The 23,947-nt window shown below is 41.3% G+C and carries 19 protein-coding genes and 1 pseudogene; 18 read left to right on the forward strand and 2 right to left on the reverse strand.

Features of this window, described 5'->3' with window-relative positions:
• Positions 1-12 precede the first annotated feature (12 nt).
• Positions 13-474, forward strand: a complete 462-nt coding sequence (locus tag EKM65_RS03555) for an arginine repressor (protein WP_125605553.1) — start codon at positions 13-15, stop codon at positions 472-474.
• A gap of 17 nt (positions 475-491) precedes the next feature.
• Positions 492-2,180 (forward strand): DNA repair protein RecN, encoded by a 1,689-nt coding sequence (gene recN, locus EKM65_RS03560; RefSeq protein WP_125605555.1) that lies wholly within the window; start codon positions 492-494, stop codon positions 2,178-2,180.
• 198 nt (positions 2,181-2,378) lie between these two features.
• On the opposite strand, the gene EKM65_RS03565 is transcribed toward recN, so the two are convergent.
• A complete protein-coding gene (locus EKM65_RS03565) occupies positions 2,379-2,708 on the reverse strand; it encodes a hypothetical protein (protein ID WP_125605557.1) in 330 nt (109 codons plus the stop codon).
• A 221-nt stretch (positions 2,709-2,929) separates the two neighbouring features.
• Here EKM65_RS03565 and gmk point away from each other — a divergent pair, with 221 nt between their 5' ends.
• The 10 genes and pseudogenes from gmk to EKM65_RS03615 all read left to right on the forward strand — a co-directional run bounded on the left by gmk (position 2,930) and on the right by EKM65_RS03615 (position 14,490).
• The gene (gmk, locus tag EKM65_RS03570; protein ID WP_125605559.1) at positions 2,930-3,544 is read left to right on the forward strand and encodes a guanylate kinase; all 615 of its coding nucleotides are present in this window, start codon (positions 2,930-2,932) and stop codon (positions 3,542-3,544) included.
• 1 nt (position 3,545) lies between these two features.
• Positions 3,546-3,788: pseudogene (rpoZ, locus tag EKM65_RS03575) on the forward strand (DNA-directed RNA polymerase subunit omega); the annotation flags it as partial.
• Positions 3,789-3,925: 137 nt separating this feature from the next.
• Positions 3,926-5,131 carry a bifunctional phosphopantothenoylcysteine decarboxylase/phosphopantothenate--cysteine ligase CoaBC gene (gene coaBC, locus EKM65_RS03580; RefSeq protein ID WP_125605563.1) on the forward strand — a complete coding sequence of 402 codons (1,206 nt, stop codon included), beginning with the start codon at positions 3,926-3,928 and terminating at the stop codon, positions 5,129-5,131.
• Between the two features lie 23 nt (positions 5,132-5,154).
• Positions 5,155-7,566, forward strand: a complete 2,412-nt coding sequence (priA, locus tag EKM65_RS03585) for a primosomal protein N' (protein ID WP_125605565.1) — start codon at positions 5,155-5,157, stop codon at positions 7,564-7,566.
• A gap of 84 nt (positions 7,567-7,650) precedes the next feature.
• Complete coding sequence (gene fmt, locus EKM65_RS03590) at positions 7,651-8,607, forward strand: methionyl-tRNA formyltransferase (protein WP_125605567.1); 957 nt, start codon at positions 7,651-7,653, stop codon at positions 8,605-8,607.
• Positions 8,597-9,940 carry a 16S rRNA (cytosine(967)-C(5))-methyltransferase RsmB gene (gene rsmB, locus EKM65_RS03595; protein ID WP_125605569.1) on the forward strand — a complete coding sequence of 448 codons (1,344 nt, stop codon included), beginning with the start codon at positions 8,597-8,599 and terminating at the stop codon, positions 9,938-9,940. Before fmt ends, rsmB begins: the two co-directional genes overlap by 11 nt.
• Before the next feature lie 13 nt (positions 9,941-9,953).
• On the forward strand, positions 9,954-10,712 hold the full coding sequence (locus tag EKM65_RS03600) for a Stp1/IreP family PP2C-type Ser/Thr phosphatase (RefSeq protein ID WP_125605571.1): 759 nt from the start codon (positions 9,954-9,956) through the stop codon (positions 10,710-10,712).
• Positions 10,709-12,922 carry a Stk1 family PASTA domain-containing Ser/Thr kinase gene (pknB, locus tag EKM65_RS03605; protein WP_125605573.1) on the forward strand — a complete coding sequence of 738 codons (2,214 nt, stop codon included), beginning with the start codon at positions 10,709-10,711 and terminating at the stop codon, positions 12,920-12,922. The genes EKM65_RS03600 and pknB overlap by 4 nt, the downstream gene beginning before the upstream one ends.
• A gap of 8 nt (positions 12,923-12,930) precedes the next feature.
• Entirely contained in the window at positions 12,931-13,803 is an 873-nt protein-coding gene (gene rsgA / locus EKM65_RS03610; RefSeq protein WP_125605575.1) for a ribosome small subunit-dependent GTPase A, read from the forward strand.
• 30 nt (positions 13,804-13,833) lie between these two features.
• Entirely contained in the window at positions 13,834-14,490 is a 657-nt protein-coding gene (locus EKM65_RS03615; RefSeq protein WP_125605577.1) for a thiamine diphosphokinase, read from the forward strand.
• Between the two features lie 149 nt (positions 14,491-14,639).
• On the opposite strand, the gene rpmB is transcribed toward EKM65_RS03615, so the two are convergent.
• Positions 14,640-14,825, reverse strand: coding sequence for a 50S ribosomal protein L28 (gene rpmB / locus EKM65_RS03620; protein ID WP_057754453.1), 186 nt, complete (start codon positions 14,823-14,825; stop codon positions 14,640-14,642).
• A 714-nt stretch (positions 14,826-15,539) separates the two neighbouring features.
• Between rpmB and EKM65_RS03625 the strand changes: the two genes are divergently transcribed.
• The 6 genes from EKM65_RS03625 to rnc all read left to right on the forward strand — a co-directional run bounded on the left by EKM65_RS03625 (position 15,540) and on the right by rnc (position 23,940).
• A complete protein-coding gene (locus tag EKM65_RS03625) occupies positions 15,540-15,908 on the forward strand; it encodes an Asp23/Gls24 family envelope stress response protein (protein WP_125605579.1) in 369 nt (122 codons plus the stop codon).
• Positions 15,909-15,948: 40 nt separating this feature from the next.
• Positions 15,949-17,616 carry a DAK2 domain-containing protein gene (locus tag EKM65_RS03630; protein WP_125605581.1) on the forward strand — a complete coding sequence of 556 codons (1,668 nt, stop codon included), beginning with the start codon at positions 15,949-15,951 and terminating at the stop codon, positions 17,614-17,616.
• Between the two features lie 1,203 nt (positions 17,617-18,819).
• A complete protein-coding gene (gene recG / locus EKM65_RS03635) occupies positions 18,820-20,856 on the forward strand; it encodes an ATP-dependent DNA helicase RecG (protein ID WP_125605583.1) in 2,037 nt (678 codons plus the stop codon).
• Positions 20,857-20,886: 30 nt separating this feature from the next.
• A complete protein-coding gene (gene plsX, locus EKM65_RS03640; RefSeq protein ID WP_125605585.1) occupies positions 20,887-21,888 on the forward strand; it encodes a phosphate acyltransferase PlsX in 1,002 nt (333 codons plus the stop codon).
• A 74-nt stretch (positions 21,889-21,962) separates the two neighbouring features.
• Positions 21,963-22,208, forward strand: a complete 246-nt coding sequence (gene acpP / locus EKM65_RS03645; RefSeq protein ID WP_125605587.1) for an acyl carrier protein — start codon at positions 21,963-21,965, stop codon at positions 22,206-22,208.
• Between the two features lie 1,021 nt (positions 22,209-23,229).
• The gene (gene rnc / locus EKM65_RS03650) at positions 23,230-23,940 is read left to right on the forward strand and encodes a ribonuclease III (RefSeq protein WP_125605589.1); all 711 of its coding nucleotides are present in this window, start codon (positions 23,230-23,232) and stop codon (positions 23,938-23,940) included.
• The last annotated feature ends 7 nt before the right edge of the window (positions 23,941-23,947 follow it).

Raw genomic sequence — 23,947 nt, forward strand, 5'->3', positions numbered from 1 at the left:
TAAGGGGTTTTGATGATGGACAAACAATTGCGGCATGATTTAATTAAAAAAGCTGTTCAAGAAAATAAAATTGCGAGCCAATCTGATTTAGTTACATATTTGGCCCAAGAAGGCTACCCAATCACGCAGGCAACAGTTTCTCGCGACATTAGTGAGCTGCATTTGATTAAAGTAGCCGATGCGCAGGGCGCGTTTTACCAGTTGCCACAGGTTGAACAACTGGATCGTAGTGATGCAGCTTTGACTGATTTATTAACTAATGTTGGTGCGCGGCTTTATCGTCAAGATAATTTAATTAATATTGAAGTTGCGCCAGGTAGTGGCATTGTTGTTGCCAATGCGATTAAGCAGCGACGTTGGTCAGAAGTCTTCACAGTCGTGGGAACTGACGATAGTACCTTACTGGTCTTAAAGAGCGACGATCTCAATAACCGTGATCTGGTTTGGGACCGGTTATCGACATTGCTTAATTAATTGCAGAGGTGAGAAGAATGCTGGCTAATTTAGTCATTCATGATTTTGCAATCATTGAACATTTAGAAGTTAACTTTGAACAGGGCATGACAGTTTTATCGGGCGAAACTGGTGCTGGTAAATCGATCATTATTGACGCATTAGGTTTATTAGTCGGCGGACGTGGTTCGAGCGACTTCATTCGCACTGGCACGAAAAAGACAGACGTTCAGGGTTTATTTGTTGTTCAAGATAACCCACAATTGCTGGCGACTTTAACCGAGAATGATATTGAGTTAGACGGGCAAAATATTCTTTTAGAGCGCGAATTAAGTCATAATGGCCGCAATGTTTGTCGCGTGAACAACAAGATCGTCACCACAGCAATTTTACGCAAGGTTGGTGAGCAATTAGTCGATATTCATGGTCAGAATGAACATCAGGAATTGATGCGTGCGGAACAACATTTGCATATTCTGGATCAGTATGGGCGTACCACAATCACGTCGTTGCTGAACGATTACCAAACAACCTATCGCCAATATCGCCATTTACAAAAGCAAATTGCAGATAAAAATGCCAATGAACAAGCGTATGCGCAACGTTTAGATATGTTGCAATTTCAGATTGAGGAAATCACGTCGGCAAAGATTCTCAAACATGAGGATGACGATTTGGAATTAGAACAAAATCGCCTCAGTAATTTTCAAAAAATTAATCAAGCCTTGCAGCAAACTTTGGCCGTCTTAAGCACTGATGAAAGCAATGCGTTAGATTTAAGTGGCGTGGCGATGGACCAGTTAAATGACATTGCCAACTTTAGTTCCGACTTTCATAATATCTCCGAGAATTTGAATTCGGCTTATTATACATTGCAAGATGTGATTTCCAATGTTCAAGATCAGCTTGATAGTTTGGAATTTGACGAAGGTCGCTTAAATGACATCGAACAACGTTTAGAAACCTTAAATAATTTAAAGCGTAAGTATGGTCCAACGTTGAGTGATGTGCAGGATTATCATCAGAAGATTAAAGCTGAATATAGTGAAATGCAACAACTGACTGATGAATCTGGTCAGATTGAGGTCGATTTTCAGGCGGTTAAAGCACAGTTAACTCAGCAGGCTCAGGCGTTGACTGCTGTTCGCGAGCAGGTTGCCGTCAAGCTTGAACAAAATATTCATCTGCAATTACGTTCATTGTATATGGATAAGGCCGTTTTCAAGGTACAATTTACTAAGGCGGAGCAATTCTTACAGTCTGGTCAAGATCAAGTTGCTTTTTATTTACAAACTAATCCTGGTGAAGCATTAAAGCCATTAGTTAAGATTGCTTCTGGCGGGGAATTGTCGCGGATTATGTTAGCAATTAAAACGATCATCGCTCAAGGTGAAGGTGTCACAAGTATTATCTTCGATGAGGTGGACACCGGGGTTAGTGGCCGCGTTGCGCAAGCAATTGCCGATAAGATTAGTGTGATCGCCAATCATTCGCAAGTACTTTGCATTACCCATTTACCACAAGTTGCCGCTATGAGTGATCATCAATACTTGATTGAGAAGAAAGTTGCCGGCGGTCGGACAACGACCACTTTACAAAAAGTGACCGGTGAACAGCGGGTTCTGGTTATCGCAAAAATGATTGCTGGTAAAGAAGTGACCAGGTTGGCTGAAGAACACGCCGCAGAATTATTACGGCAAGCTGACGAGACTAAAGCTAATCGCTAAGTTAATCCAATAAGTGATTGATAAAAGAACACAATAAAAAAGCAACAGAACATTCAGCCAGTTCAGGTTGAGAAAGAGGGGACCAACTCAACTTGAACATCAGCTTAATGTTTTGTTGCTTTTTCGATTGAAACCAAAATTAATCGGGTGGTGCGGCGTCACAATAGTGTATTTAAATAGCTACTATTATTGTGATGATTAAGCGGCAATTTTAATAATTTGATTCGTGTAAACAAGTTGAATCAAATTACTATCGACCAATTCAAAAAAGATCGCATGATGTGCCGGTACAGATTTAAAACGACCGACGATAAATTGAACTGGTTGCGCTTGATTATTGGGATTTTTGATTTGAACAGAAACAATCTGATTAGCGGCTTGTAATTGTTCAATCTCACGTTCTAATACGGCTTGATCGAATTCTTGTTGCTCGGCCGGTGACATCTGCAGATCATCAACCGGATCCAAATCAAAAAATAGTTTAAATTGTTTAGTTAATTGTTTTGTGAGTTGTTTGATTGCTGTCATTTTTGTTTTCCTCCGAACGTTTGTTTGCAATATTTATTATACGAACATCTGTTCAAAATGCAAGCGAAAATTCAAAAAAATTTTTAAAGTCGCTTATGATTTTGCGATCATAAAAAATATTTTTAACGCATAACAGCAAGGTTGATGCGGGTTAGGACTTGAAAAATGTCAGCAAAAAGGGCACAATATTATTATCAAGTTTTTATTTTAGGAGCTTTTTAATGTCGGATAAGGGAATGTTAATCGTTTTATCAGGACCATCGGGTGTTGGCAAGGGGACGGTTCGCCAAGCGATGGTTAACAAATATGGCCAACAATTCAAATATTCAATTTCGATGACAACGCGTAAGCCGCGGCCTAGTGAAGTCAATGGTGTTGATTATTATTTCGTTTCTAAGGCGGAATTTGAGGAAGAGATTGCCAATGGTGGTATGCTTGAGTATGCCCAATACGTTGACAATTACTATGGCACGCCATTGAAATATGTTAATCAGACATTAGAGAGTGGACAAGATGTTTTGCTTGAGATTGAAGTTAACGGTGCGATGCAAGTACGTAGTAAAGTTAGCGATGGTGTCTTTATCTTTTTAGCACCGCCTGATTTACATGAATTACAGGATCGAATTGTTAAACGGGGAACCGATAATACGGAAACCATTAAGAAGCGGATGTTGCAAGCACGTCAAGAAATTAACTTAATGACCAATTATGATTACGTTGTAGTGAATGATAAAGTTGATTCGGCAGTTAAACGAATTGAACAAATCATTGCTAGCGAACATTTACGCGTTGCACGCGTGTTAGGCGCGTACCAAAAGATGTTAGGAGATAACTAATATGATTTCATATCCATCAATCGATAAATTATTAGATAAAGTTGATTCACGTTATTCATTGGCCATCTTGGCTGCTAAACGCGCTCATCAACTTGAAGCAGGCGAATTTGAGATGCTTGATGATTATAAGTCATCCAAGACCGTCGGAATGGCGCTAGAAGAAGTTGCAGCTGGTAAAATTGTTGTCAATCCCAATTCTGATTTAAAAGAAGCAGATGCTGAAGCGATTGATCAAGAAGAACAGCACGAAGAGGCAGAACGGGACGATCATCCCGATACTAACGATGCCGATTCAGACCAATCTGAACAAAATTAAAATCTTTTTGAGCCTTCACAACTCGCTGTGAGTTTCTGAAGGCTATTTTTACATTGAGGTGATTCATGATGTTTACAGGAAAACATGTTCTATTGATTATTACAGGTGGAATTGCAGCGTATAAAATGCCGCAGTTAGTGCGACTTTTTATTAAGCAAGGTGCTCAAGTTAAAGTCGTCATCACAGAGAATGCTAAAAACTTCGTGACGGTTAAAACGTTGGCAACAGTTAGTCAAGATGTGGTTTATGATGATCACTATATTTCTGAAAATGTCGCAGAATTAACCCATTTAGATTTGCCAATGTGGGCTGATTTTGTCGTAATCGCACCAGCAACAGCAGATATCATTGCTAAATTGGCTAATGGGTTTGCTGATAATTTAGCGACGACGCTCGTTTTAGCTTGTAATAAACCTGTTTATATTTTTCCGGCAATGAATGATGTCATGTACGCTCAACATGTTACACAGCGTAATTTATATTCTTTGAATGAAAGTGGCTTAACCGTTTTTTCACCAGAAACCGGACCACTGGCTGAAGGTTATAGTGGTAAAGGCCGTTTACCAGAACCAGCAACGATTATTGAAACAGTTTACGCAGCTTTCTATCGCTATTCACATCCGCAAGTTTTACAAGGAAAGAAATTTATTGTGACTGCAGGTGGAACTCGTGAGGCGATTGATCCAGTTCGTTTTATTGGGAATCGTTCTTCAGGCAAGATGGGTTATGAATTAGCGAGAGCAGCAAGTTTATTAGGCGCTAATGTCACGTTAATTACGACGCAGCCCAATTTTCCCAAGGGTGATTTAAAGGTTGTGACCGTCACAACAGCAGAGCAATTACAAGCAGCTGTTGAAGTGCGTTATGCAGAAGTTGACGCCGTGGTGATGGCGGCGGCACCAGCCGATTTTCGAGTTGCAACGCCAGCCGATCAGAAGATTAAAAAGGTTGACGGTGAAGACGAACTAAAACTCACCTTAATTAAAAATCCTGACATTTTAGCGTCCTTGGGTAAAAAGAAGAAACAGCAATTTTTGGCTGGTTTTGCAGCGGAAACACAAGATTTGGAAGCTAATGCACAGAAGAAGTTAAAACATAAACATTTAAATATGATCATTGCCAACAACGTTGGTGGTGCTCAGGGTGGGTTCGACTCTGACGAAAATGCTGGTAAAATAATTTTTAAAGATGGTACAGTTAAAACAATTGCCATGACGTCGAAAGCAGAGATGGCTTTGACGATTATGACGACAATTAGTGAACGGCTTTAATTTAAATTGTTTGGAGGGTTCATATGGCAGTTGCACAGGTTATTATTGATATTCCTGCTCAGCAAACAAATCGTCCCTTTGATTATGAAATTCCAGAGGATTTAGCAGCTCTTGTAGTTCCTGGCGTGCGTGTATTAGTGCCTTTTGGGCGTGCTGGTCACTTACGACAGGGATTTATTTGGTGTGTCGTTGCAAATTCAGACTTTCAAGGTAAATTAAAACCAGTTGCGCGAGTTTTGGATTTAGATCCAGTTTTAAATTCGGAAATGTTGTCGTTAGCAGAATGGTTAGCTCAAGAGACGTTTTCTTTTCTGATTAGTTGTTTGCAGACGATGTTGCCTAGTGCGTTACGGGCGAATTATCAACGGCGATTTCAGTTGCGAACTGCTTTGGCCGCGGATGATCCTTTAAAGGCTTTATTAGACCGAGATGATGGTGGATTAATTCCGGATAATATTTCAACAGAATTATTGGCGGAAATTAAGCGACTGGAACAAAATGATCAATTAACGATCGACTACCAGATTTCTCAAAAGACAAAGATTAAGCAAGAAAAAATCTTCAGTGGTCAATTAAGTAGCGCTAAATATCAAGAAATTCGGCAAACGACTCGCAGTAATGCTAAACAACAGTTACTGTTGTTGGATTTTTTAAGCAGTCAACAGAGTTTTAGTGGCAACACAACGACTTGGTTAGCCAAAGTTACAGATTTGAAAATGTCAACTTTAAGTCAGGCTGTTAAGAAGGGCTGGCTTAAAGTTACAACAGCTGAGGTTTATCGCCAGCCATTAACAGCTGTTCGGGCGACAGAACCCAAACGCCTAATGCCAGAGCAGCAAGATGCATTTAACGCCATCGTTGATCAGATGGATCAAGGAAACGCCACAACATTTCTATTAGAAGGTGTGACGGGCAGCGGCAAAACTGAAGTTTATTTGGACGCAATGCAGCATGCGTTAACTGCTGGTAAAACTGCCTTGATGTTGGTACCAGAAATTTCATTAACGCCGCAAATGGTTGAGCGGGTTCAAGGTCGCTTTCCTGGGAAAGTTGCGGTTTTACACAGTGGCTTGTCTGGTGGTGAACGCTACGATGAATGGCGCCGCATTGAACGAGGTGAAGCACAGGTTGTCGTTGGTGCGCGTTCAGCGGCTTTTGCGCCGTTAACAAATATCGGTATTATGATTCTGGACGAAGAACATGAGAGTAGTTACAAGCAAGAAGATATGCCGCGCTACCATGCTCGTGATGTGCTCTTAAAACGTGCAGAAACATATCATTGCCCCGTTATTCTGGGCAGTGCGACACCATCATTAGAATCGCGTGCCCGGGCACAAAAAGGGCTTTATCAGCTTTTACGCCTCACCAAACGTCCCAACACAATTCAAATGCCGCAAGTGAATATTGTGGATATGCGCCAAGTTGAAAAAGTTGCCGGTAAGTCAGATCTTTCACTTCAATTGGTCGAGCAGTTACGTTTACGACTGCAGCGCCATGAGCAAAGTGTGTTGTTGTTGAATCGACGAGGCTATGCTAATTTTATTTTGTGTCGTGATTGTGGCAATGTGATAAAATGTCCGAATTGTGATATTTCGTTAACGCTGCACCGTGATAGTCATTCATTGAAATGCCATTATTGTGGTCATCAAGAAGCCGTCCCTACCGAATGTCCCCAATGTCACAGTCAGAACATTCGCAGTTACGGTAGTGGCACTCAAAAGGTTGAACGAGAAATTCAAGAATTATTGCCAACAGTCCGTATTTTACGGATGGATGTGGATACAACAGCACGTAAAGGCGGTCATGAACGAATCATTAAACAATTTGGTGCCCACCAAGCCGATATTTTGCTGGGAACACAAATGGTAGCGAAGGGATTAGATTTCCCTGACGTTACTTTAGTTGGGGTAATCAACGCTGATACGTCGTTAAGTTTACCTGATTTCCGCGCTAGTGAGCGCACCTTTCAGTTATTGACGCAAGTGAGTGGCCGTGCTGGTCGTGCCGATAAACAAGGTGAGGTTTTCATTCAAACCTATAATCCAGAGAATTATGCGGTTCAATTAGCCGCAGCACAAAACTATGAAGCTTTTTACCAGAAGGAAATGGGAATTCGGCACCAAGGTGGCTATCCACCGTATTATTATACGATTCTGATCAGTGTTAATCATCGTCAAGAAGATCAAGCTGTCCAGAAGATTTATCAAATTCAAAACTGGTTACAGCCGCAACTTTCAGACGCCGCCATTGTCTTAGGACCGACGGCACGAATGATCACCCGAATCAATAATCAGTACTATTATCAGTTAATTATTAAGTATAAATCCGAACCAAGATTGCTGAAAGCCTTGCAGACCCTTATAATAAAGATGCAGAGTAAGACCAATCAAGGTTTTCAATTACGTGTTGACCGTGAACCACTGCAATTTATGTAGGTTTAGTCAACCATATTTTTATTAGTAGCGAGGCAGCAATGAAAGACTGCACGAGTTTAACCACGAAGGATTAAGGAGTTCAGCATGACATCAATTATTTTTATGGGTACACCGGACTTTTCTGTGCCAATTTTAGAAGCATTAGCAAATAGTTCGGATTATGAAATTCTGGCGGTGGTGACACAGCCAGACAAGCCGATCGGCCGCAAAAAGATCTTGACACCATCACCAGTTAAAGTTGTTGCAGAACAGTTAAATTTACCAGTTTATCAGCCGACGAAATTAACAAAGAGTGATGAGTTACAAACATTAATTGACTTGGCACCAGATTTAATTGTGACGGCAGCTTATGGTCAATTCTTACCGAAGAAATTATTAGCCGCCGCTAAAATTATGCCAGTTAATGTGCACGGATCATTGTTACCACAATATCGAGGTGGTGCACCAATTCAGCGCGCTATTATGAACGGTGACACTGAAACTGGGGTTACAATCATGGAAATGATTGCAAAAATGGATGCCGGTGATATGTTTAGCCAAGTCAAAGTGCCAATTTTACCGGAAGACACGAATGCTGATGTCTTTGCTAAATTAAGCATCGCTGGACGGGACTTATTATTAGAAACATTACCTAAGATTATTAATCAGACCATGATCAAGGTGCCTCAAGACGAAGAAAAAGTCACAATTGCGCCTAATATTGCACCGGCAGAAGAACAACTGGATTTGCATTTAACCGCGCAACAATTAACGAATAAAGTTCGCGCCTTAAATCCTGATCCAGTGGCGTATTTAAATTTGAATGGTGAGCGGACGAAGATTTGGACCAGTTATGCTGCAGACTTATCCACCAGTCTTGATCCGGGCAGTGTTGTTAAAGCCGACAAGAAGAACTTGTGGTTAGCTGCAGGTTCAGGTTCAGTCTGGGCGATTAGTGAATTACAGTCCGCTGGTAAGAAAAAAATGCCAATTAGCGCTTATATGAATGGAACTGGCCGCGATTTATCAGCCGGTCAAATGGTGGTTACAGATGCAGAATAAAACACCGCGTTACCTCGCTGTCACACTGCTAGAAAGTATTGAGCAGCAACATCGCTACGCAAATTTAAGTTTAAATCATTTATTGCAGCATGAAAAACTGTCTGATCTTGACAAACATTTAGTAACTCGCTTAGTTTATGGCACGATTCAATGGCAATTACGTTTAGATTATAACTGGCGGGCTTTTGTGAAAACACCTGATAATTTACCAATTTGGGTGCAAATGTTATTACGAATGTCCTTATACCAAATGTTCTTCTTAGACAAAGTTCCCGCACATGCGATCTTAAATGAGGCCAATGAAATTGCCAAGACGCGAGATCATGAGCGTTACGTTAAATTGGTGAATGCGGTTTTGCGCCATGTTCAACGAGCTGGTGAGCAAGATTATGACAAGATTGAGGATGATGTCACTCGCTTAAGCATTGTTGATAGCGTCCCTTTATGGTTAACTCAACGATTAGTAGACCAGTATGGTTATGAGCGTTGTGTCCAAATGTTAGCAGTAGTTAACCAACCACCACGTGCCTCTGCACGAGTTAACACTTTGCAGACAACTCGTGATGAAATGGTGACTGAACTAGCTGCTTCTTTCACCGACATTCAGCCAAGTGCAGTTAGTCCTGTCGGTATTACGGCGGATGGCGGTAGTTTTGCCCAAACAGCTGCTTTTAAGAATGGTGATATTACCGTCCAAGATGAAAGCTCGATGTTAGTGGCACCAAGTTTGCAAGTTGAACCTCAACAAAAAGTACTTGATGCTTGTTCTGCACCTGGCGGCAAAACCACACATATTGCAACTTATCTTGACCCAGCTCAAGGCGGTGCAATCACGGCATTAGATATTCATCAGCGAAAACTAAAATTGGTGGAAGAAAATGCTGAACGCATGGGCGTGGCCGATCGACTGACAACTTTGGAATTAGATGCCCGTAAAGTTGGTAAAGTTTTTGCAAACGAAACTTTTGATCGTATTTTGGTTGATGCACCGTGCTCTGGCTTGGGATTAATGCGGCGTAAGCCAGAAATCCGTTACGCTAAACAAGCGCAAGATATTGCACGCTTACCAGAAATTCAAGGTGCGATTTTGGCAGCATCAGCGTCAAAATTAAAGGTTGGCGGCTTGATGGTTTACAGTACTTGTACAATTCTTGCTGCTGAAAACCAGGATGTGGTGCAAAAATTCTTGCAAACTCATTCAAATTTTGCCTTAATTAAGGTTAAAGCTGCTCAAGATATTAACTGGGCTGGCGATCAAGAAATGTTTCAGCTATTATTAGACGACTATCAAACAGATGGTTTTTTCATAGCTTGTTTAAAACGAATACACTGAGTTGGTGAATAATATGAAGATTGCGTACTTAACAGATATTGGTAAACGACGAGAGAATAATCAGGATTACGTTTCAGTTTTCAAAAACAAGGCCGGCGTTCTTTTCGGCATTGTGGCTGACGGGATGGGCGGTCATTTAGGCGGCGATGTCGCTTCAGAAATGGCAGTTTCGCAAATTGGCCATGATTTTTTGGAGACTGGTTTTGCGAAGATTCATGATTTACGCGATTGGTTGTTAGACGAACTAACCAATGAAAATTCGCGGTTAATTAATGTTTCTAGCAAATTCTCTGATTTGACCGGCATGGGGACAACCTTCGTTGCAATAATGGTTGTGGACAATCATTATTTGGTAACGAATATTGGTGATAGTCGAGGTTACTTGTTACGTGATGGCAAGTTGAAGCAGATTACTGAGGACCATTCGTTAGTCAATGAGTTAGTCAAATATGGCAAAATTAGTCCAGAACAGGCTAAAAATCACCCACAAAAGAATGTTATCACGCGAACTTTAGGTATTTCTAAAGATGTTCAACCAGATTCAACCCACGGTACTTGGCATCAAGACGATCTGTTCTTACTTTGTACAGATGGTCTGACCAATATGGTACCCGATGAAGATATTGAAAAGATTTTAACTACGGAAGATATTTCGCTCGATGAAAAAGCACAACGTTTAATTGTGCAGGCAAATGTTAATGGCGGATTGGATAATATCAGTGTCTTGCTCGTGCAACCGGCAGCAACTGATGTGGAGGTAAGTCATCAATGATGGATCGCGGCTATCTAGTTTCTGGTCGCTACGAAATCCTCGACACGCTCGGTGAAGGTGGTATGGCTAATGTTTACTTAGCCGAAGATACAATCTTGCATCGGCGTGTAGCAGTTAAAGTTTTACGATTGGATTTACAACATGACCAGGCAACTATTCGAAGATTTCAGCGCGAAGCCAAGGCAACATGTGAACTATCTCATCCAAATATTGTGAGTGTTTATGATGTGGGGGAAGATAATGGTGTTCAATATATCGTCATGGAATATATTGACGGCAGTAATCTGAAATCTTATATCGAACAACACTATCCGTTTCCACTGACCAAGGTTGTGGCAATCATGACGCAAATCTTGTCGGCCGTACAATTGGCACATAGTAAAGGGATTATTCACCGTGATCTAAAACCGCAGAATATTTTAATGACTAAAGACGGTCAAGCTAAAATCGCCGACTTCGGAATCGCAGTGGCGCTTAGTGATAAGTCAGTGACACAGACGAATTCGTTACTAGGTTCTGTCCACTATATTTCACCTGAACAAGCACGTGGTAGTTTGCCAACACCCCAATCTGATATTTATGCTTTGGGGATTATTTTGTTTGAATTATTAACTGGAAAAGTTCCTTTTGCTGGCGACTCGGCAGTTTCAATCGCCTTGAAACATTTCCATGAGGATATGCCCTCAGTGCGTGCCACCGATGCTGAAATTCCTCAGGCCATGGAAAATGTTGTTTTAAAAGCAACGGCCAAAGATCCAAAGCAACGTTATCAATCCGCCGCAGTTATGGCCGCAGATTTGCGAACATCGTTAAATGCCGATCGGGCAGATGAAACCAAATTTATGAGTACGGTCAATCCGGACATTCTGGGTGCAACTAGAATAATGCCAGAAACGTTTGCCAAGACCAATCAACGTAAGGAATCGGTTGTCAAAGCGGAAACAAAAGAACCGCAGAAGCCAACACCCGAACCAGTTTTACAGCCGGCGAAAACACCGAAACGAGCACGTCAGCGGCGGTGGCCTTTGATTGCTGGTGTGGCGGCAATCCTTTTATTATTGGTTGGTTTTTTCATTGCTTTGATGGTGACGAATCGCGATGTCAACGTGCCTAATATGGCAGGAATGACCCAGAGTGAGGCCGAAGATGCTTTGGTTAAGAATGATTTACAGCTCGGCAAGATTGCATACGAAACAAACGCTAAAGTTAATAAAGGCTTGGTCGTTCGTAGTTTGCCAGCAGAAAAAAGTTCGATCAAAAACGGAACGAAGGTTGACTTAGTATTAAGTCGTGGGGCCAAAACTTATCGAGTTGTTAATTATCATGATCAAAGTTATGAGACCGTGGCGGCAGCGCTGGCTAAACAAGGATTTATTGTTAAACGTCAGGAGAAATCATCGCGGACAATTGATGAGGGTCATATTATTAAACAAAGCATCAAGGCCAATAAACGGGTTGTGCCCAAAGATACCGAAATTACGTTGACAGTTAGTAGCGGTCTGCCTAAAGTTCGAGTTGGTGATTATACAGGTGATCTTTACAACACCGCCTATGCTAAATTAACCGCTAAAGGTTTTAGTGTTCAACGAAAAGACGCAAGTTCTGACTCAGTTGCTAGTGGCACCGTGATGACTCAAGATTTAGATGCCGACGAAAAAGCTGTTCCTTCAGAAACAACAGTGACCTTAACGGTTAGTACGGGTAAAGCAGATGTTACCTTAGTCGACTTGGTTAAGAAGTATACTGAAGATAGCGCCAAGGATTACGCGCAGTCTAACAATTTAATACTGTCTATTGAGAAAGATTATTCTGATGATGTTGACAAGGGCCTAGTCATGAAGCAAAGCCCGGCTGCTGGAAGTAAGGTTCAACCTGAGTCAACTTTGACGGTCACCATTTCTCAAGGAAAAGATCCGAATAAAGTGACTAGTTTTTCAAAAGAGATTACGATTCCTTATCAGGCAAGTGCAGATACGTCCAGTAGCAGTAATACGGGTTCGAATTCTTCGAGTTCATCCACAGCAGCCAATAAGATTGAGGTCTATATTGGCGATGCCGAAAACAATATTGGTAGTGTTTACAAGACAATGTCGATTACTCACGATACTAAAATCACAGTGAATTTCAAAGTGAAGACTGATCAAACCGCCAAAATTAAAATTACCCGCGATGGTGAAGAAATTCTTAATGAAGATATGACAGCAGACTAAGGTGAAAAATGCAAACAGGTAAAATTATTAAATCAATTAGTGGCTTTTATGATGTGTTGACTGGGGAAGGAACCATTGAACGAACGCGAGCTCGGGGAAACTTTCGTCAGCAAAAAATTAAGCCTGTTGTCGGGGATCATGTCGAATTTGAAGCCGGTTATATATTGGCGGTTCAACCGCGGCGCAATGTATTAGTGCGTCCACCAATGGCTAACTTGGATTTAGCAATTGTGGTCATGAGCGCGGTCGAACCGGATTTTTCGACGAACTTATTGGATCGTTACCTAGTTTATCTGGCTGCCAATAAAATGGACGCCTTGATTTATGTAAGCAAGACTGACTTGTTATCAGAATCTCAGTTAACAAAGTTGACGCCAATTTTTGACGCGTACCTTAAAATCGGCTATCAAGTTTATACTCACCAAACGTCAGATTTTGCTGATATTGAGGCAGCGGCAGCAGGCAAGACATTAATGGTGATGGGTCAGTCTGGCGCAGGTAAGTCAACCTTACTCAATCATTTGTTACCTGAGCTAAAATTAACGACGGCCGAGATTTCGCAAAGTTTGAATCGTGGACGTCATACGACGCGAACCGTCACGTTGTATCCACTTGGTGTAGGTGGCGCGATTGCTGATACGCCAGGTTTTTCGTCATTAGATTTGAGTCAGTTAGATGTTGGTGAGTTAGGGCAATATTTCGTGGAGTTCCCAGAAATTGCGGATGGTTGTCGTTTTAGAGGCTGTCAGCATTTACGGGAACCTGATTGTGTCGTTAAAGCTGCAGTCGAAAAAGGAACAATTGCTAATTTTCGTTACGCCGACTATTTACAGATTCATGATGAATTAAGTCATTTACGACCGGTGTATCGCAAATCATAAATTCAATTTTTTAAGTAATGAGGGACGATTTTGAGCGAAAAAGTTGTAAATATTATGTTGGGCGGACCAACTGCATTGATTCCCATAGATGAGATCAAACGGCGTCGGGGTGAAACTTGGCTCGGTGTTGACCACGGGATCATTTATTTATTAAATCAACAAATTAAGCCAGTAATTGCGGTGGGCGATTATGATTCGTTAGCAGTAGTAGAGCGGCAACAAATTGAAACACAAGTTGCAGATATTCGCTATGCAAAGGCTGAAAAAGATTTCACCGATTCACAAATGAGCGTTATCACCGCGTTTGTTGATCTAAAAGCAACACAGGTCAATATCTTTGGGGCAACTGGTGGCCGTATTGATCATTCGCTGGTTAATTTATTTATGATGACTGATCCACGTTTTCAAGCGTGGTTGCAGCAAGTGACGATTATTGACGAGTTTAATCAAGTCACCTTTTATCCGTCTGGGAATTATCAACTGCCTTATCAGGCGGGTTATCAATATTTAGCTTTTGCCAATTTAACGCCGGTTAAGAACTTGACGTTGCGGCAGGTTAGGTATGAATTAACTGACTTTTCAGCAGATAATCCAGTTTCTTGGTCCAGTAATGAATTTATCAGGGACAAGCCGGCATGTTTTAATTTCACCGCTGGAATTGTTGCTGTGATTTTAAGTCACGATTGATTAAAAAGAAAGGGAAATTGGGATCAAAATCTCAGTTCCTTTTGTCCGGACTTGTCATAAAACGCTACTCAGCTTCTTGCCACGACTATCAAAAAAAACCACTGACATTATTGTCAGTGGTTTTTTTGTTCAAAGTTGTTCTATTTTTATTAGACGCGAGTAACTTTACCTGATTTAAGAGCGCGAGCTGAAACCCAAACGCGCTTAGGCTTGCCGTCAACTAAAATACGAACCTTTTGAAGGTTTGGCTTCCAAGTACGGCGTGATGAATTAAGCGCGTGTGAACGCTTATTGCCAAAACTTGTATGACGTCCTGTGATAATATCTTTAGCCATGTGTGAACCTCCTTTGGTCATGTTTTCTAAAAAAACTCACTGACTTAATTTATCATAGATAGCAAGGTTTTACAAGTAAAACTTAGTGACCGGCGATTTGTTTGTCGTTCGTCAGCGATAATGTCTTGTTGTTCGTTTGAGCAAATGTGCTGCGAACAACTGGCGATGGTGTAATTAAGCGTGAATCTTGATGCATTGTCATGCAATGATCTTCCCGTTTAAATTAATGCTGGTAACCGGTTGTTCTCTGCACTCTGGCTGAAACGTGCTACGAAAGTCTGACAACTCCGCTTAAGCCAGCTATGAATAAGTTCAAAATACGAACTTTTTCATAGCTGGCTTAATGCTCATTGTCAATTCGACTTTCTCCACACTCTGGCTGAAACGTGCTCAAGGCAACTGGGTGTCGTGTATTTAAGCGTGAATCTTGCTGCATTGTCATGCATCAATCTTCCCGTTTAAATACAAACACCCAACCCGTTGGCTTTCGCGCTCTGATTTTGAAAACGTGCTCAAAGCAACTGATGGCAAATAATTTTAGTGAAAATCTTGCTGCATTAGCATGCATCAATCTTTCCCCTAAAATTAATGCCATCAACCCGTTGCTTTTCGCACTCTGGTAAATGAACTTCTATTTTCCAAACGCTTTTTGCTATGTTAAAATACATTCAGGTGTATATTGTTTGTTAGTGATTTCTAATTAGGAGGCCACTTATGGCAGTTAAAATTAAATCAAAATATGGCGAGATTGATATTGCAAATAATGTCATCGCGACAGTGGTTGGCGGCGCCGCAACTGATATTTACGGTATCGTTGGTATGGCCAGCAAGAATCAGATTCGTGATAATTTAAATGAAATTCTAAAACGTGAGCACTATTCGCGCGGTGTTGTGGTGCGGCAAGAAGATCGTGATGTCGCTGTTGATGTTTATATTATTATTGCTTATGGCACGAAGATTTCGGAAGTTTGCCGTAATGTGCAAGATAAAGTTAAATATAATCTGGATACGATGCTGGGGATGGCAGCAAACTCAGTCAATGTCTTTGTTCAAGGCGTTAAAGTCGTCGGTGAATTAGACTAAACGCACCAAGCTAGATTGTCCTCAGGAGGAATATATAATCGTGGAGTTAAAAGAAATTCAAGGCAAGCAATTTCAAGATATGATTAGAGTTGCTGCTCATCGTTTAGGTCGTAACGCTGAATTCGTTAATCAACTAAATGTTTTCCCTGTTCCAGATGGTGATACTGGTACAAACATGAATTTGACGGTTAAATCTGGTGCCAAAGCTGTTAACGAATCAAATAGTGATCATGTTGGTGAGTTAACCAAGAAGTTTGCCAAGGGCCTATTAATGGGTGCCCGGGGTAACTCAGGTGTGATTACATCTCAATTGTTCCGTGGTTTCGCTAAGAGCACAGAAAATAAAGCAACCCTTGACGCTCAAGATTTAGCAACAGCGTTTACTGATGGTGTTAAAACGGCTTATCAAGCTGTCATGAAGCCAGTTGAAGGGACGATTTTAACCGTTGCTCGCGAGGCAGCTAAGGCCGCTTTGCTGAAGGCTAATGAAAGCAACAATATTATTGAAGTTGTTCAAGCGCTTGTTGAATCTTCTAAGACCGCTTTAGCAAGCACCCCAGATTTATTACCCGTTTTAAAAGAGGTCGGCGTTGTCGATTCTGGTGGTCAAGGCTTGGTTTTTATTTATCAAGGGTTCTTGGAAGGCCTAACTGGTGAAACGTCTGAAAAGGACGTTTACGTGCCAGATGAGCAAGAAATGGATGAGATGGTTAATGCCAGTCACCATCAATCTGTTCAAAGCCAGTTATCAACCGCTGATATTAAAAACGGTTATTGTACAGAAATTATGGTCGAATTAGGTCAAGGTAATCAACCGACTGAAAAATTTGACTATCAAGTTTTCCGCAATTACTTAAATGAAATTGGGGATTCATTATTAGTTGTTGCTGATGATGAAGTGGTTAAAGTCCACGTTCATACAGAACATCCTGGTCAAGTTTTCGCATATGGTCGGAAATTCGGTACGTTAGCTAAGATTAAAATTGACAACATGCGAATTCAACATGAAACGATTATTGAAAACGATGAACCACGACCGGTTAAAGGGCCTCAAGAATGGGGCGTGGTGGCAATTGGTTCAGGCGAAGGTATCGCTGACTTGTTCCGTAGCTTAGGTGTCACTTACGTCTTAAGTGGTGGTCAAACAATGAACCCAAGTACTGAAGATATTGTCAATGCCATCAAAGCAACCAATGCTAAAAAAGTAATGGTTCTGCCAAATAACGGCAATATTTTATTAGCCGCCAAACAAGCCCAAGAAGTTGTTGAACAAGAAGTTGGCATTGTTCCAAGCAAGACAATTTCTCAAGGGATGACAGCTTTATTATCCTTTAATCCCGATGCTAGCGTTGCTGATAATGTTGCTGAAATGACGGATGCACTGGCCATGGTTAAGAGCGGTTCTGTTACACAAGCTATTCGTGATACCGAAATTGACGGCTTAGCAATTCACGAAGGTCATTACATGGGGATTGTTGACGGCAAGATTCTCGTTGACGATGCTGATCGTTTACAAGCTGCAATTATGATGGCAACTAAAATGTTGGACGATGAGAGTGAGATCGTGACAATTCTAGTCGGACAAACCGGTAGCGCTCAAGAAGCGCAAACAATCGCTGATGCCATCACAGCCATTGACGACGAAGTTGAAGTCGAAATTCACCAAGGCGATCAACCCGTCTATCCTTATTTAATCGCAGTAGAGTAATAGATCAGAGTGCGGAAAACAACGGGTTGGCGGTATGACTTTAAACGGGAAGATCCTAGCGTGCTAACGCAAGGAGATTCACGCTTAAAGTCATTGTGGCCAGTTGTTCGTAGCACGTTTCAAATCAGAGTGCGGAGAAAGTCGGGTTGACAATGAGCATTAAGAAAGCAATGAAAAAGTTCGCATTTTGAACTTATTCATTGCTAGCTTAAGCGGAGTTGTCAGACTTTTGCAGCACGTTTCAGGTCAGAGCGCGGAGAAGCAACGGGTTGACTGCCTTAATTTAAACGGAAAGATCGATGTGTGTTAACACAGCGAGATTTACGCTTAAATTATACGCAGTCAGTTGTTTGCAGCACGTTTCAAATCAGAGTGCGGAAAACAACGGATTGACAATGAGCATTAAGAAAGCAATGAAAAAGTTCGCATTTTGAACTTATTCATTGCTAGCTTAAGCGGAGTTGTCAGACTTTTGCAGCACGTTTCAGGTCAGAGCGCGGAGAAGCAACGGGTTGACTGCCTTAATTTAAACGGAAAGATCGATGTGTGTTAACACAGCGAGATTTACGCTTAAATTATACGCAGTCAGTTGTTTGCAGCACGTTTCAAATCAGAGTGCGGAAAACAACGGATTGACAATGAGCATTAAGAAAGCAATGAAAAAGTTCGCATTTTGAACTTATTCATTGCTAGCTTAAGCGGAGTTGTCAGACTTTTGCAGCACGTTTCAAATCTAGAGCGCAGAAAAGCAACGGGTTGCTGGCATTAGTTTAAGTGGAAAGATTGATGCGTGTCAACGCAGCAAGATTTTCGCTTAAATTACTTGCCAGCAGTTGCTTTGAGCACATTTCAAAACATAACATCAATGGCGCCGGGATTTTGTCCCAGCTTCAATAAGGGCTAAGGCAGAGGCGTGTTACTTTTCACTTTGCCTTGGCCCTTTTATGGCGGTATGAAAAAATTCGAGTTGATAATGAGCATTAAGCAAGCAGTAAAAAGATTTACTTCTTGAACTTACTAATTGCTGACTTAAGTGAAATGCTTGAACACCGTTTTCGTTCTGCACAACGGTAACTAAACAAACGTGGGTGAAAAACAGTTAAATTCTGGATGTAACCTGAACCCACGCATTTGTTTAACGCGTTCAAAAAATATTATTTGGCAAACGAGTGATTAGGATTAAACTGATGAGGAGGTGAATTCATGGTAAAGTCATTAACTGATTCTGTCGCTGTCTTAAGTGGTGTCGGCCCAAAAACGGTGACTGCGTTAGCAAGCTTAGATATTAATACCATCAACGATTTATTGTTCTATTTTCCCTTTCGTTATGATGATTTACAGGCACGACCGTTAGCAGAATTAGCGGATCAAGAAAAGGCAGTTTTTAAAGGTAAGGTTGTTAGTGAGGCAGTGGTTAGCTTCTTTGGTCCCCATAAGAATCGCTTGAGCGTCCGCTTATTAATCGATGGTGTTGTGGTTATTGTGACGTTTTTTAATCAGGCTTGGTTGAAAGATAAGTTCAAGTCTGAAGAGGACGTGGCAGTTTACGGTAAGTGGAACGCGCAACGTAAAAGTGTTGTCGGTATGAAAGTTATTACGCAAAATACCGAGAATGAATTAGATCCGATCTATTCAGTAAATAAACAGGTTCGGCAGAAAAAATTAATTGAGCTCATTCAAACAGCGTTCAATGAATATGGATTGTTGTTAGGTAATATCCTTCCTGACAATATTCGCGAACATTATCGTTTAATGGCGGATCACGATTTAGTGCAGCAAATGCATTTCCCTAAAAATATTAGCGAATCAAATGCAGCACGGCGCACGGCAATTTTTCGTGAGTTTTTCTTATTTGAAGCCAAAATCCAACAATTGCGATTAACGAATTCTGAAGCCGATGACGGTTTACAACTAGGTTATGATTTGCCAGCTCTCAAAGAATTCATCGCCACACTACCGTTTGCCTTAACCAATGCACAAAAGCGAGTCGTTAACGAAATTTGTGCCGATTTAAAATCGTCCCTTCACATGAATCGTTTGTTACAAGGTGACGTTGGTTCTGGTAAAACGGTTGTTGCTGCAATGGCGATGTTTGCGGCGGTAACAGCTGGTTATCAAGCTGCGTTAATGGTGCCCACGGAAATTCTAGCAGAGCAACATTATGAAAAGTTGGTCAAACTTTTTGAACCAATGCAGGTGACAGTGACGCTGTTAACAGGTTCGATGAAGAGTAAGCCGCGGCAAAACGCATTAATGGCAATTGAGACTGGTCGTGCTAATATTATTATTGGAACGCATGCTTTAATTCAAGATGCTATTACATTTCATAAATTAGGTTTCATCGTGATTGATGAGCAACATCGCTTCGGCGTGAATCAACGGCGTGCCTTCCGTGAAAAAGGTTTGAATCCTGATATTTTGTCGATGACGGCAACACCGATTCCGCGAACGCTAGCAATTACGACTTATGGTGAAATGGATATTTCCACGATTGATGAATTACCTGCAGGACGACGCCCAGTGGAGACTAGCTGGTTAAAGATTAATCAAGCTGATCAGGCCTTGGCAATAACGCGTAATCAAATAGACCATGGTGATCAAGCGTTCGTGATCGCGCCATTGATTAGTGAATCAGACTCGGTTAATTTGAAGAACGCCGAAGATTTGGCGGAACAGTTGACGCAGTATTTCGCACCAAGATATCAAGTGGCTTTATTACACGGACAGATGACAGCCGAGGAAAAGGCTGACAAGATGGCCGCTTTTAATCATAATGAAATTCAGGTATTAGTCGCGACAACGGTTGTGGAAGTTGGCGTTGATGTGCCTAATGCTAATATTATGATTATTTATAATGCCGATCGTTTTGGATTGGCGACGCTGCATCAGTTACGCGGACGAGTTGGTCGTGGCGACCGTCAGGCGTATTGTTTCTTGATTGCTGATCCACAAAATGAAGTGGCAGTTAAACGGATGGAGATTATGACTGAGACTAATGATGGCTTCAAGTTAGCAGAAGCAGACTTAAAATTACGTGGTCAAGGTGATATTTTTGGTGATAAGCAATCAGGCTTGCCAGATTTTCAAATGGGTGATCCAGTAACGAACAATAATATTCTAGTTGCCGCCCATCAAGTGGCTCGCGAATTGTTCATTGCTGATCCGCAATTGCAACAAGCACAAAATCAAGCATTGAAAAAATATTTACTTAGATTACAAGCAACAGAAACATTTGATTAATCAAATTTGCGTCATTGAAGGAATGATGAAATGAAAATAGCTGTAGATGCAATGGGTGGCGACAATGCTCCAGAAGTTGTTGTTAAAGGTGTTCAAGCTGCACGAGATAAATGGCCTGATTTAGAATTCATGTTATTTGGCGATTTGGCTAAAGTTAAGCCGCTTATCACTGATGAGACGCGAATTGAATTAGTTCAAGCTGACAGTGAAATTTTAAATGAAGACGAGCCGGTTAAAGCTGTTCGACAGAAGAAAGATTCTTCGATGGTGATGGCAGCGCAAGCCGTCAAAAGTGGCGCGGCCGAGGCTTTATTCTCATTGGGCAATACAGGTGCGTTATTAGCGACTGGTATCTTTGTCATTGGTCGAATTAAAGGAATTGAACGGCCAGCCTTAATGCCAACGCTACCGACGGTTAATCCGGAACACGTGGTGAACTTGCTTGATGCTGGCGCCAACGCCGAGAGCAAGCCTAGTTATTTGGAACAATGGGCGCTTATGGGGACTATTTATGCGCGCGATATTCGTAATATTGCAAATCCGCGTGTGGCATTATTGAATAATGGAACTGAATTTGACAAGGGTGATTCTCTACACAAAGAAGTTTATCAACGTTTGCAAGCAAATGACGCCATTAATTTCGTTGGTAACATTGAAGCAGGCAGCTTATTATTGGATCAAGCTGATGTGATTGTGACGGACGGTTTTACTGGTAACGCCGTTTTGAAAGCAACAGAAGGCATGTCTGGCTTGTTGCTGAAGCAGATCAAACAGGCACTATTGAATAATGGACTCGGTGTTAAATTGGGTGCGGCACTGATTAAGCCGGCATTAGGTGATATTAAGAATCGTTTCAGTACATCTGGTAACGGTGGGGCGGTTTTACTCGGTGTGAATGCGCCGGTGATCAAAACCCACGGTGGCTCACATGAAGCAGCGGTTGTTTCAACAATTGGACAGATTCGTGAAATGCTAGCCAAAAAGACAATTCATCAGGTGATCGATTACTTAAAAGAAAACCCGATCAAGTAAATTTAATTGCCGAAATGATGAAATGATGCGATAATATTAATCACGTTATCCGTTGAATGAGGAGGATTTTTTAAATGACTGAAACAGAAGCTTTTGATAAAATTGCGGATTTAATTGCAGACCGGTTTGATGTTGAAAAAGATTCAATCACAAAACAAACGAACATTAAAAATGATTTATCAGCAGATTCAATCGACTTAGTTGAATTCGTCTTGGAATTGGAAGATACATTTGACGATGAGATTCCTGATGAAGATGCTGAAAAGATTATCACAGTCGGCGATGCCGTTGATTATGTCGTGGCACACCAAGCTGCATAGTTAAATCAAATTATTAAAAGTTGGAGCAATGACGCTCCAACTTTTTTTGTATATTTTTTTAAAAGTGTGGGGTTTATTGAGAGCGGCAAATTCTAGAACTGTTATGTTGTGCTTCTTCGTGCCTGCGGGAAATCGCTGGTGGAACGCTGCGAGTTTGATTTGAGCCAAATAAAATCCAAACTTAGTTATAAATGACAAGTCCTAGAACTATTATGCTGCGGTTCTTCGTGCCTGCGAGAAATCGCTGGTGGAACGCTGTGAGTTTGACTTGAGCCAAATCAAAAACCGGTTTGTCTCAAATACAAACTTTCTTGTAAATGGTAAACCATTAACAAGAAAGCCACGGCTGACCGCGATTTCCCTCCGGCACTGACGTAAGAGCGTTAGTGCGGCTTAACTGTAAATTTATACTTCTCAAAATTAGAAGGTAATTCAACCACTCGTCAATTCAGCGCTTGCGCAAAGGTTGCCCTCTCGTTTGTTTAGTGAGGGAAAATAAATACCGCTCAGTGGTGAAATTGTTGTTAGTAATTTATTACTTACAACAAGACCTGTCTTGAAGGCAATTTTGCAAAAATTGGCTCCAAGCAGTGTCCACCACGTTCCAGCGAAAGTATTTATTTTTCCTCACGGTACCCCGCACGTTCCATATGCAACCTTTGCGCAAGTGCGAAGAACCACAACAAAACAGTTTTAGTTGCCACTATCGTAATAAATCGACGCGCACCACGTTCCAGCGAAAGTATTTATTTTCCCTCACGATACTCGCCACGCCCCATATGCAACCTTTACGCAAGCACGACGAGTAGCAATAGCATAATTTCAGGATGATCACTTGCTGCAATTATTTTTTCGTTTTGCTTGCTTGTTATTTAGCGTATAATGTAATTTGTATGCGTATGTCAAGATGTTGAAATTGATGTCTAAGAAAATAAACGAGTGCTTGTTAGCTTGCTTTATTTTTTTAGCCATCCATCTCTGTCTATTTGCGGTATAAAACTAATTATGGAGTTGAGAATTAATGGTAGCTGCTGAGTTTGTCAGTGATTTACGTTCGAAATATGGTGTCGAGTTTCATGATTTATCATTATTAGATTCTGCGTTTACACACGCCTCATTTGCCAATGAGAACCGGGAATTAGGTTACGGTAATTATGAACGACTGGAATTTTTAGGTGATGCGGTTTTGGAATTAGCCGTTTCTGATTATTTATTTGCAAATTATCAACATTTACCTGAAGGCAAGTTGACGAGAATGCGGGCGTCAATCGTTAAGTCATCCAGCTTTTGCCAATTATCGATCGATTCCGGTTTCCAACCCTATATTCGCTTAGGTGTTGGCGAGGAGAAAATGGGTGCACGGCATCGAGCTGGCTTACTGGAAGATGTTTTTGAGGCTTTCAATGGTGCCCTTTATTTAGATCAGGGTATGCCAGCAGTCGTTGCCTTTTTGAAGCAGGTTTTATTTCCTAAAATTGATGCCGGTGAATATTCTTATGATACCGATCACAAAACGCGCTTGCAGGAATATTTGCAGCGTAATGGTGAACGTAAGATCGAATATGTGGTGGTTGATACGAAAGACATTGAACATGAACGTGATTTTGTCGTGGAACTACGGGTTGATGATCAACCGCTGGCTAAAGGAATCGGCAAAAATAAGAAGGCTGCGGAGAAAGATGCAGCACTAACAGCTTTAACAAAGTTACAACAAGAAGATCAAGCTAACTAATCAAATT

It is taken from the genome of Lapidilactobacillus bayanensis, from assembly GCF_003946695.1.
In the GTDB taxonomy this organism is placed as follows: Bacteria; Bacillota; Bacilli; order Lactobacillales; family Lactobacillaceae; genus Lapidilactobacillus; species Lapidilactobacillus bayanensis.

Bases quoted from the DNA above. Each gene is read 5' to 3' on its own strand.
- priA (WP_125605565.1), top strand. From the start codon at position 5,155: ATGGCAGTTGCACAGGTTATTATTGATATTCCTGCTCAGCAAACAAAT.
- EKM65_RS03565 (WP_125605557.1), bottom strand. From the start codon at position 2,708: ATGACAGCAATCAAACAACTCACAAAACAATTAACTAAACAATTTAAA.
- coaBC (WP_125605563.1), top strand. From the start codon at position 3,926: ATGATGTTTACAGGAAAACATGTTCTATTGATTATTACAGGTGGAATT.
- fmt (WP_125605567.1), top strand. From the start codon at position 7,651: ATGACATCAATTATTTTTATGGGTACACCGGACTTTTCTGTGCCAATT.
- rsmB (WP_125605569.1), top strand. From the start codon at position 8,597: ATGCAGAATAAAACACCGCGTTACCTCGCTGTCACACTGCTAGAAAGT.
- rnc (WP_125605589.1), top strand. From the start codon at position 23,230: ATGGTAGCTGCTGAGTTTGTCAGTGATTTACGTTCGAAATATGGTGTC.
- rpmB (WP_057754453.1), bottom strand. From the start codon at position 14,825: ATGGCTAAAGATATTATCACAGGACGTCATACAAGTTTTGGCAATAAG.
- recG (WP_125605583.1), top strand. From the start codon at position 18,820: ATGGTAAAGTCATTAACTGATTCTGTCGCTGTCTTAAGTGGTGTCGGC.
- recN (WP_125605555.1), top strand. From the start codon at position 492: ATGCTGGCTAATTTAGTCATTCATGATTTTGCAATCATTGAACATTTA.
- gmk (WP_125605559.1), top strand. From the start codon at position 2,930: ATGTCGGATAAGGGAATGTTAATCGTTTTATCAGGACCATCGGGTGTT.
- pknB (WP_125605573.1), top strand. From the start codon at position 10,709: ATGATGGATCGCGGCTATCTAGTTTCTGGTCGCTACGAAATCCTCGAC.
- acpP (WP_125605587.1), top strand. From the start codon at position 21,963: ATGACTGAAACAGAAGCTTTTGATAAAATTGCGGATTTAATTGCAGAC.
- rsgA (WP_125605575.1), top strand. From the start codon at position 12,931: ATGCAAACAGGTAAAATTATTAAATCAATTAGTGGCTTTTATGATGTG.
- EKM65_RS03625 (WP_125605579.1), top strand. From the start codon at position 15,540: ATGGCAGTTAAAATTAAATCAAAATATGGCGAGATTGATATTGCAAAT.
- plsX (WP_125605585.1), top strand. From the start codon at position 20,887: ATGAAAATAGCTGTAGATGCAATGGGTGGCGACAATGCTCCAGAAGTT.
- EKM65_RS03600 (WP_125605571.1), top strand. From the start codon at position 9,954: ATGAAGATTGCGTACTTAACAGATATTGGTAAACGACGAGAGAATAAT.
- EKM65_RS03555 (WP_125605553.1), top strand. From the start codon at position 13: ATGATGGACAAACAATTGCGGCATGATTTAATTAAAAAAGCTGTTCAA.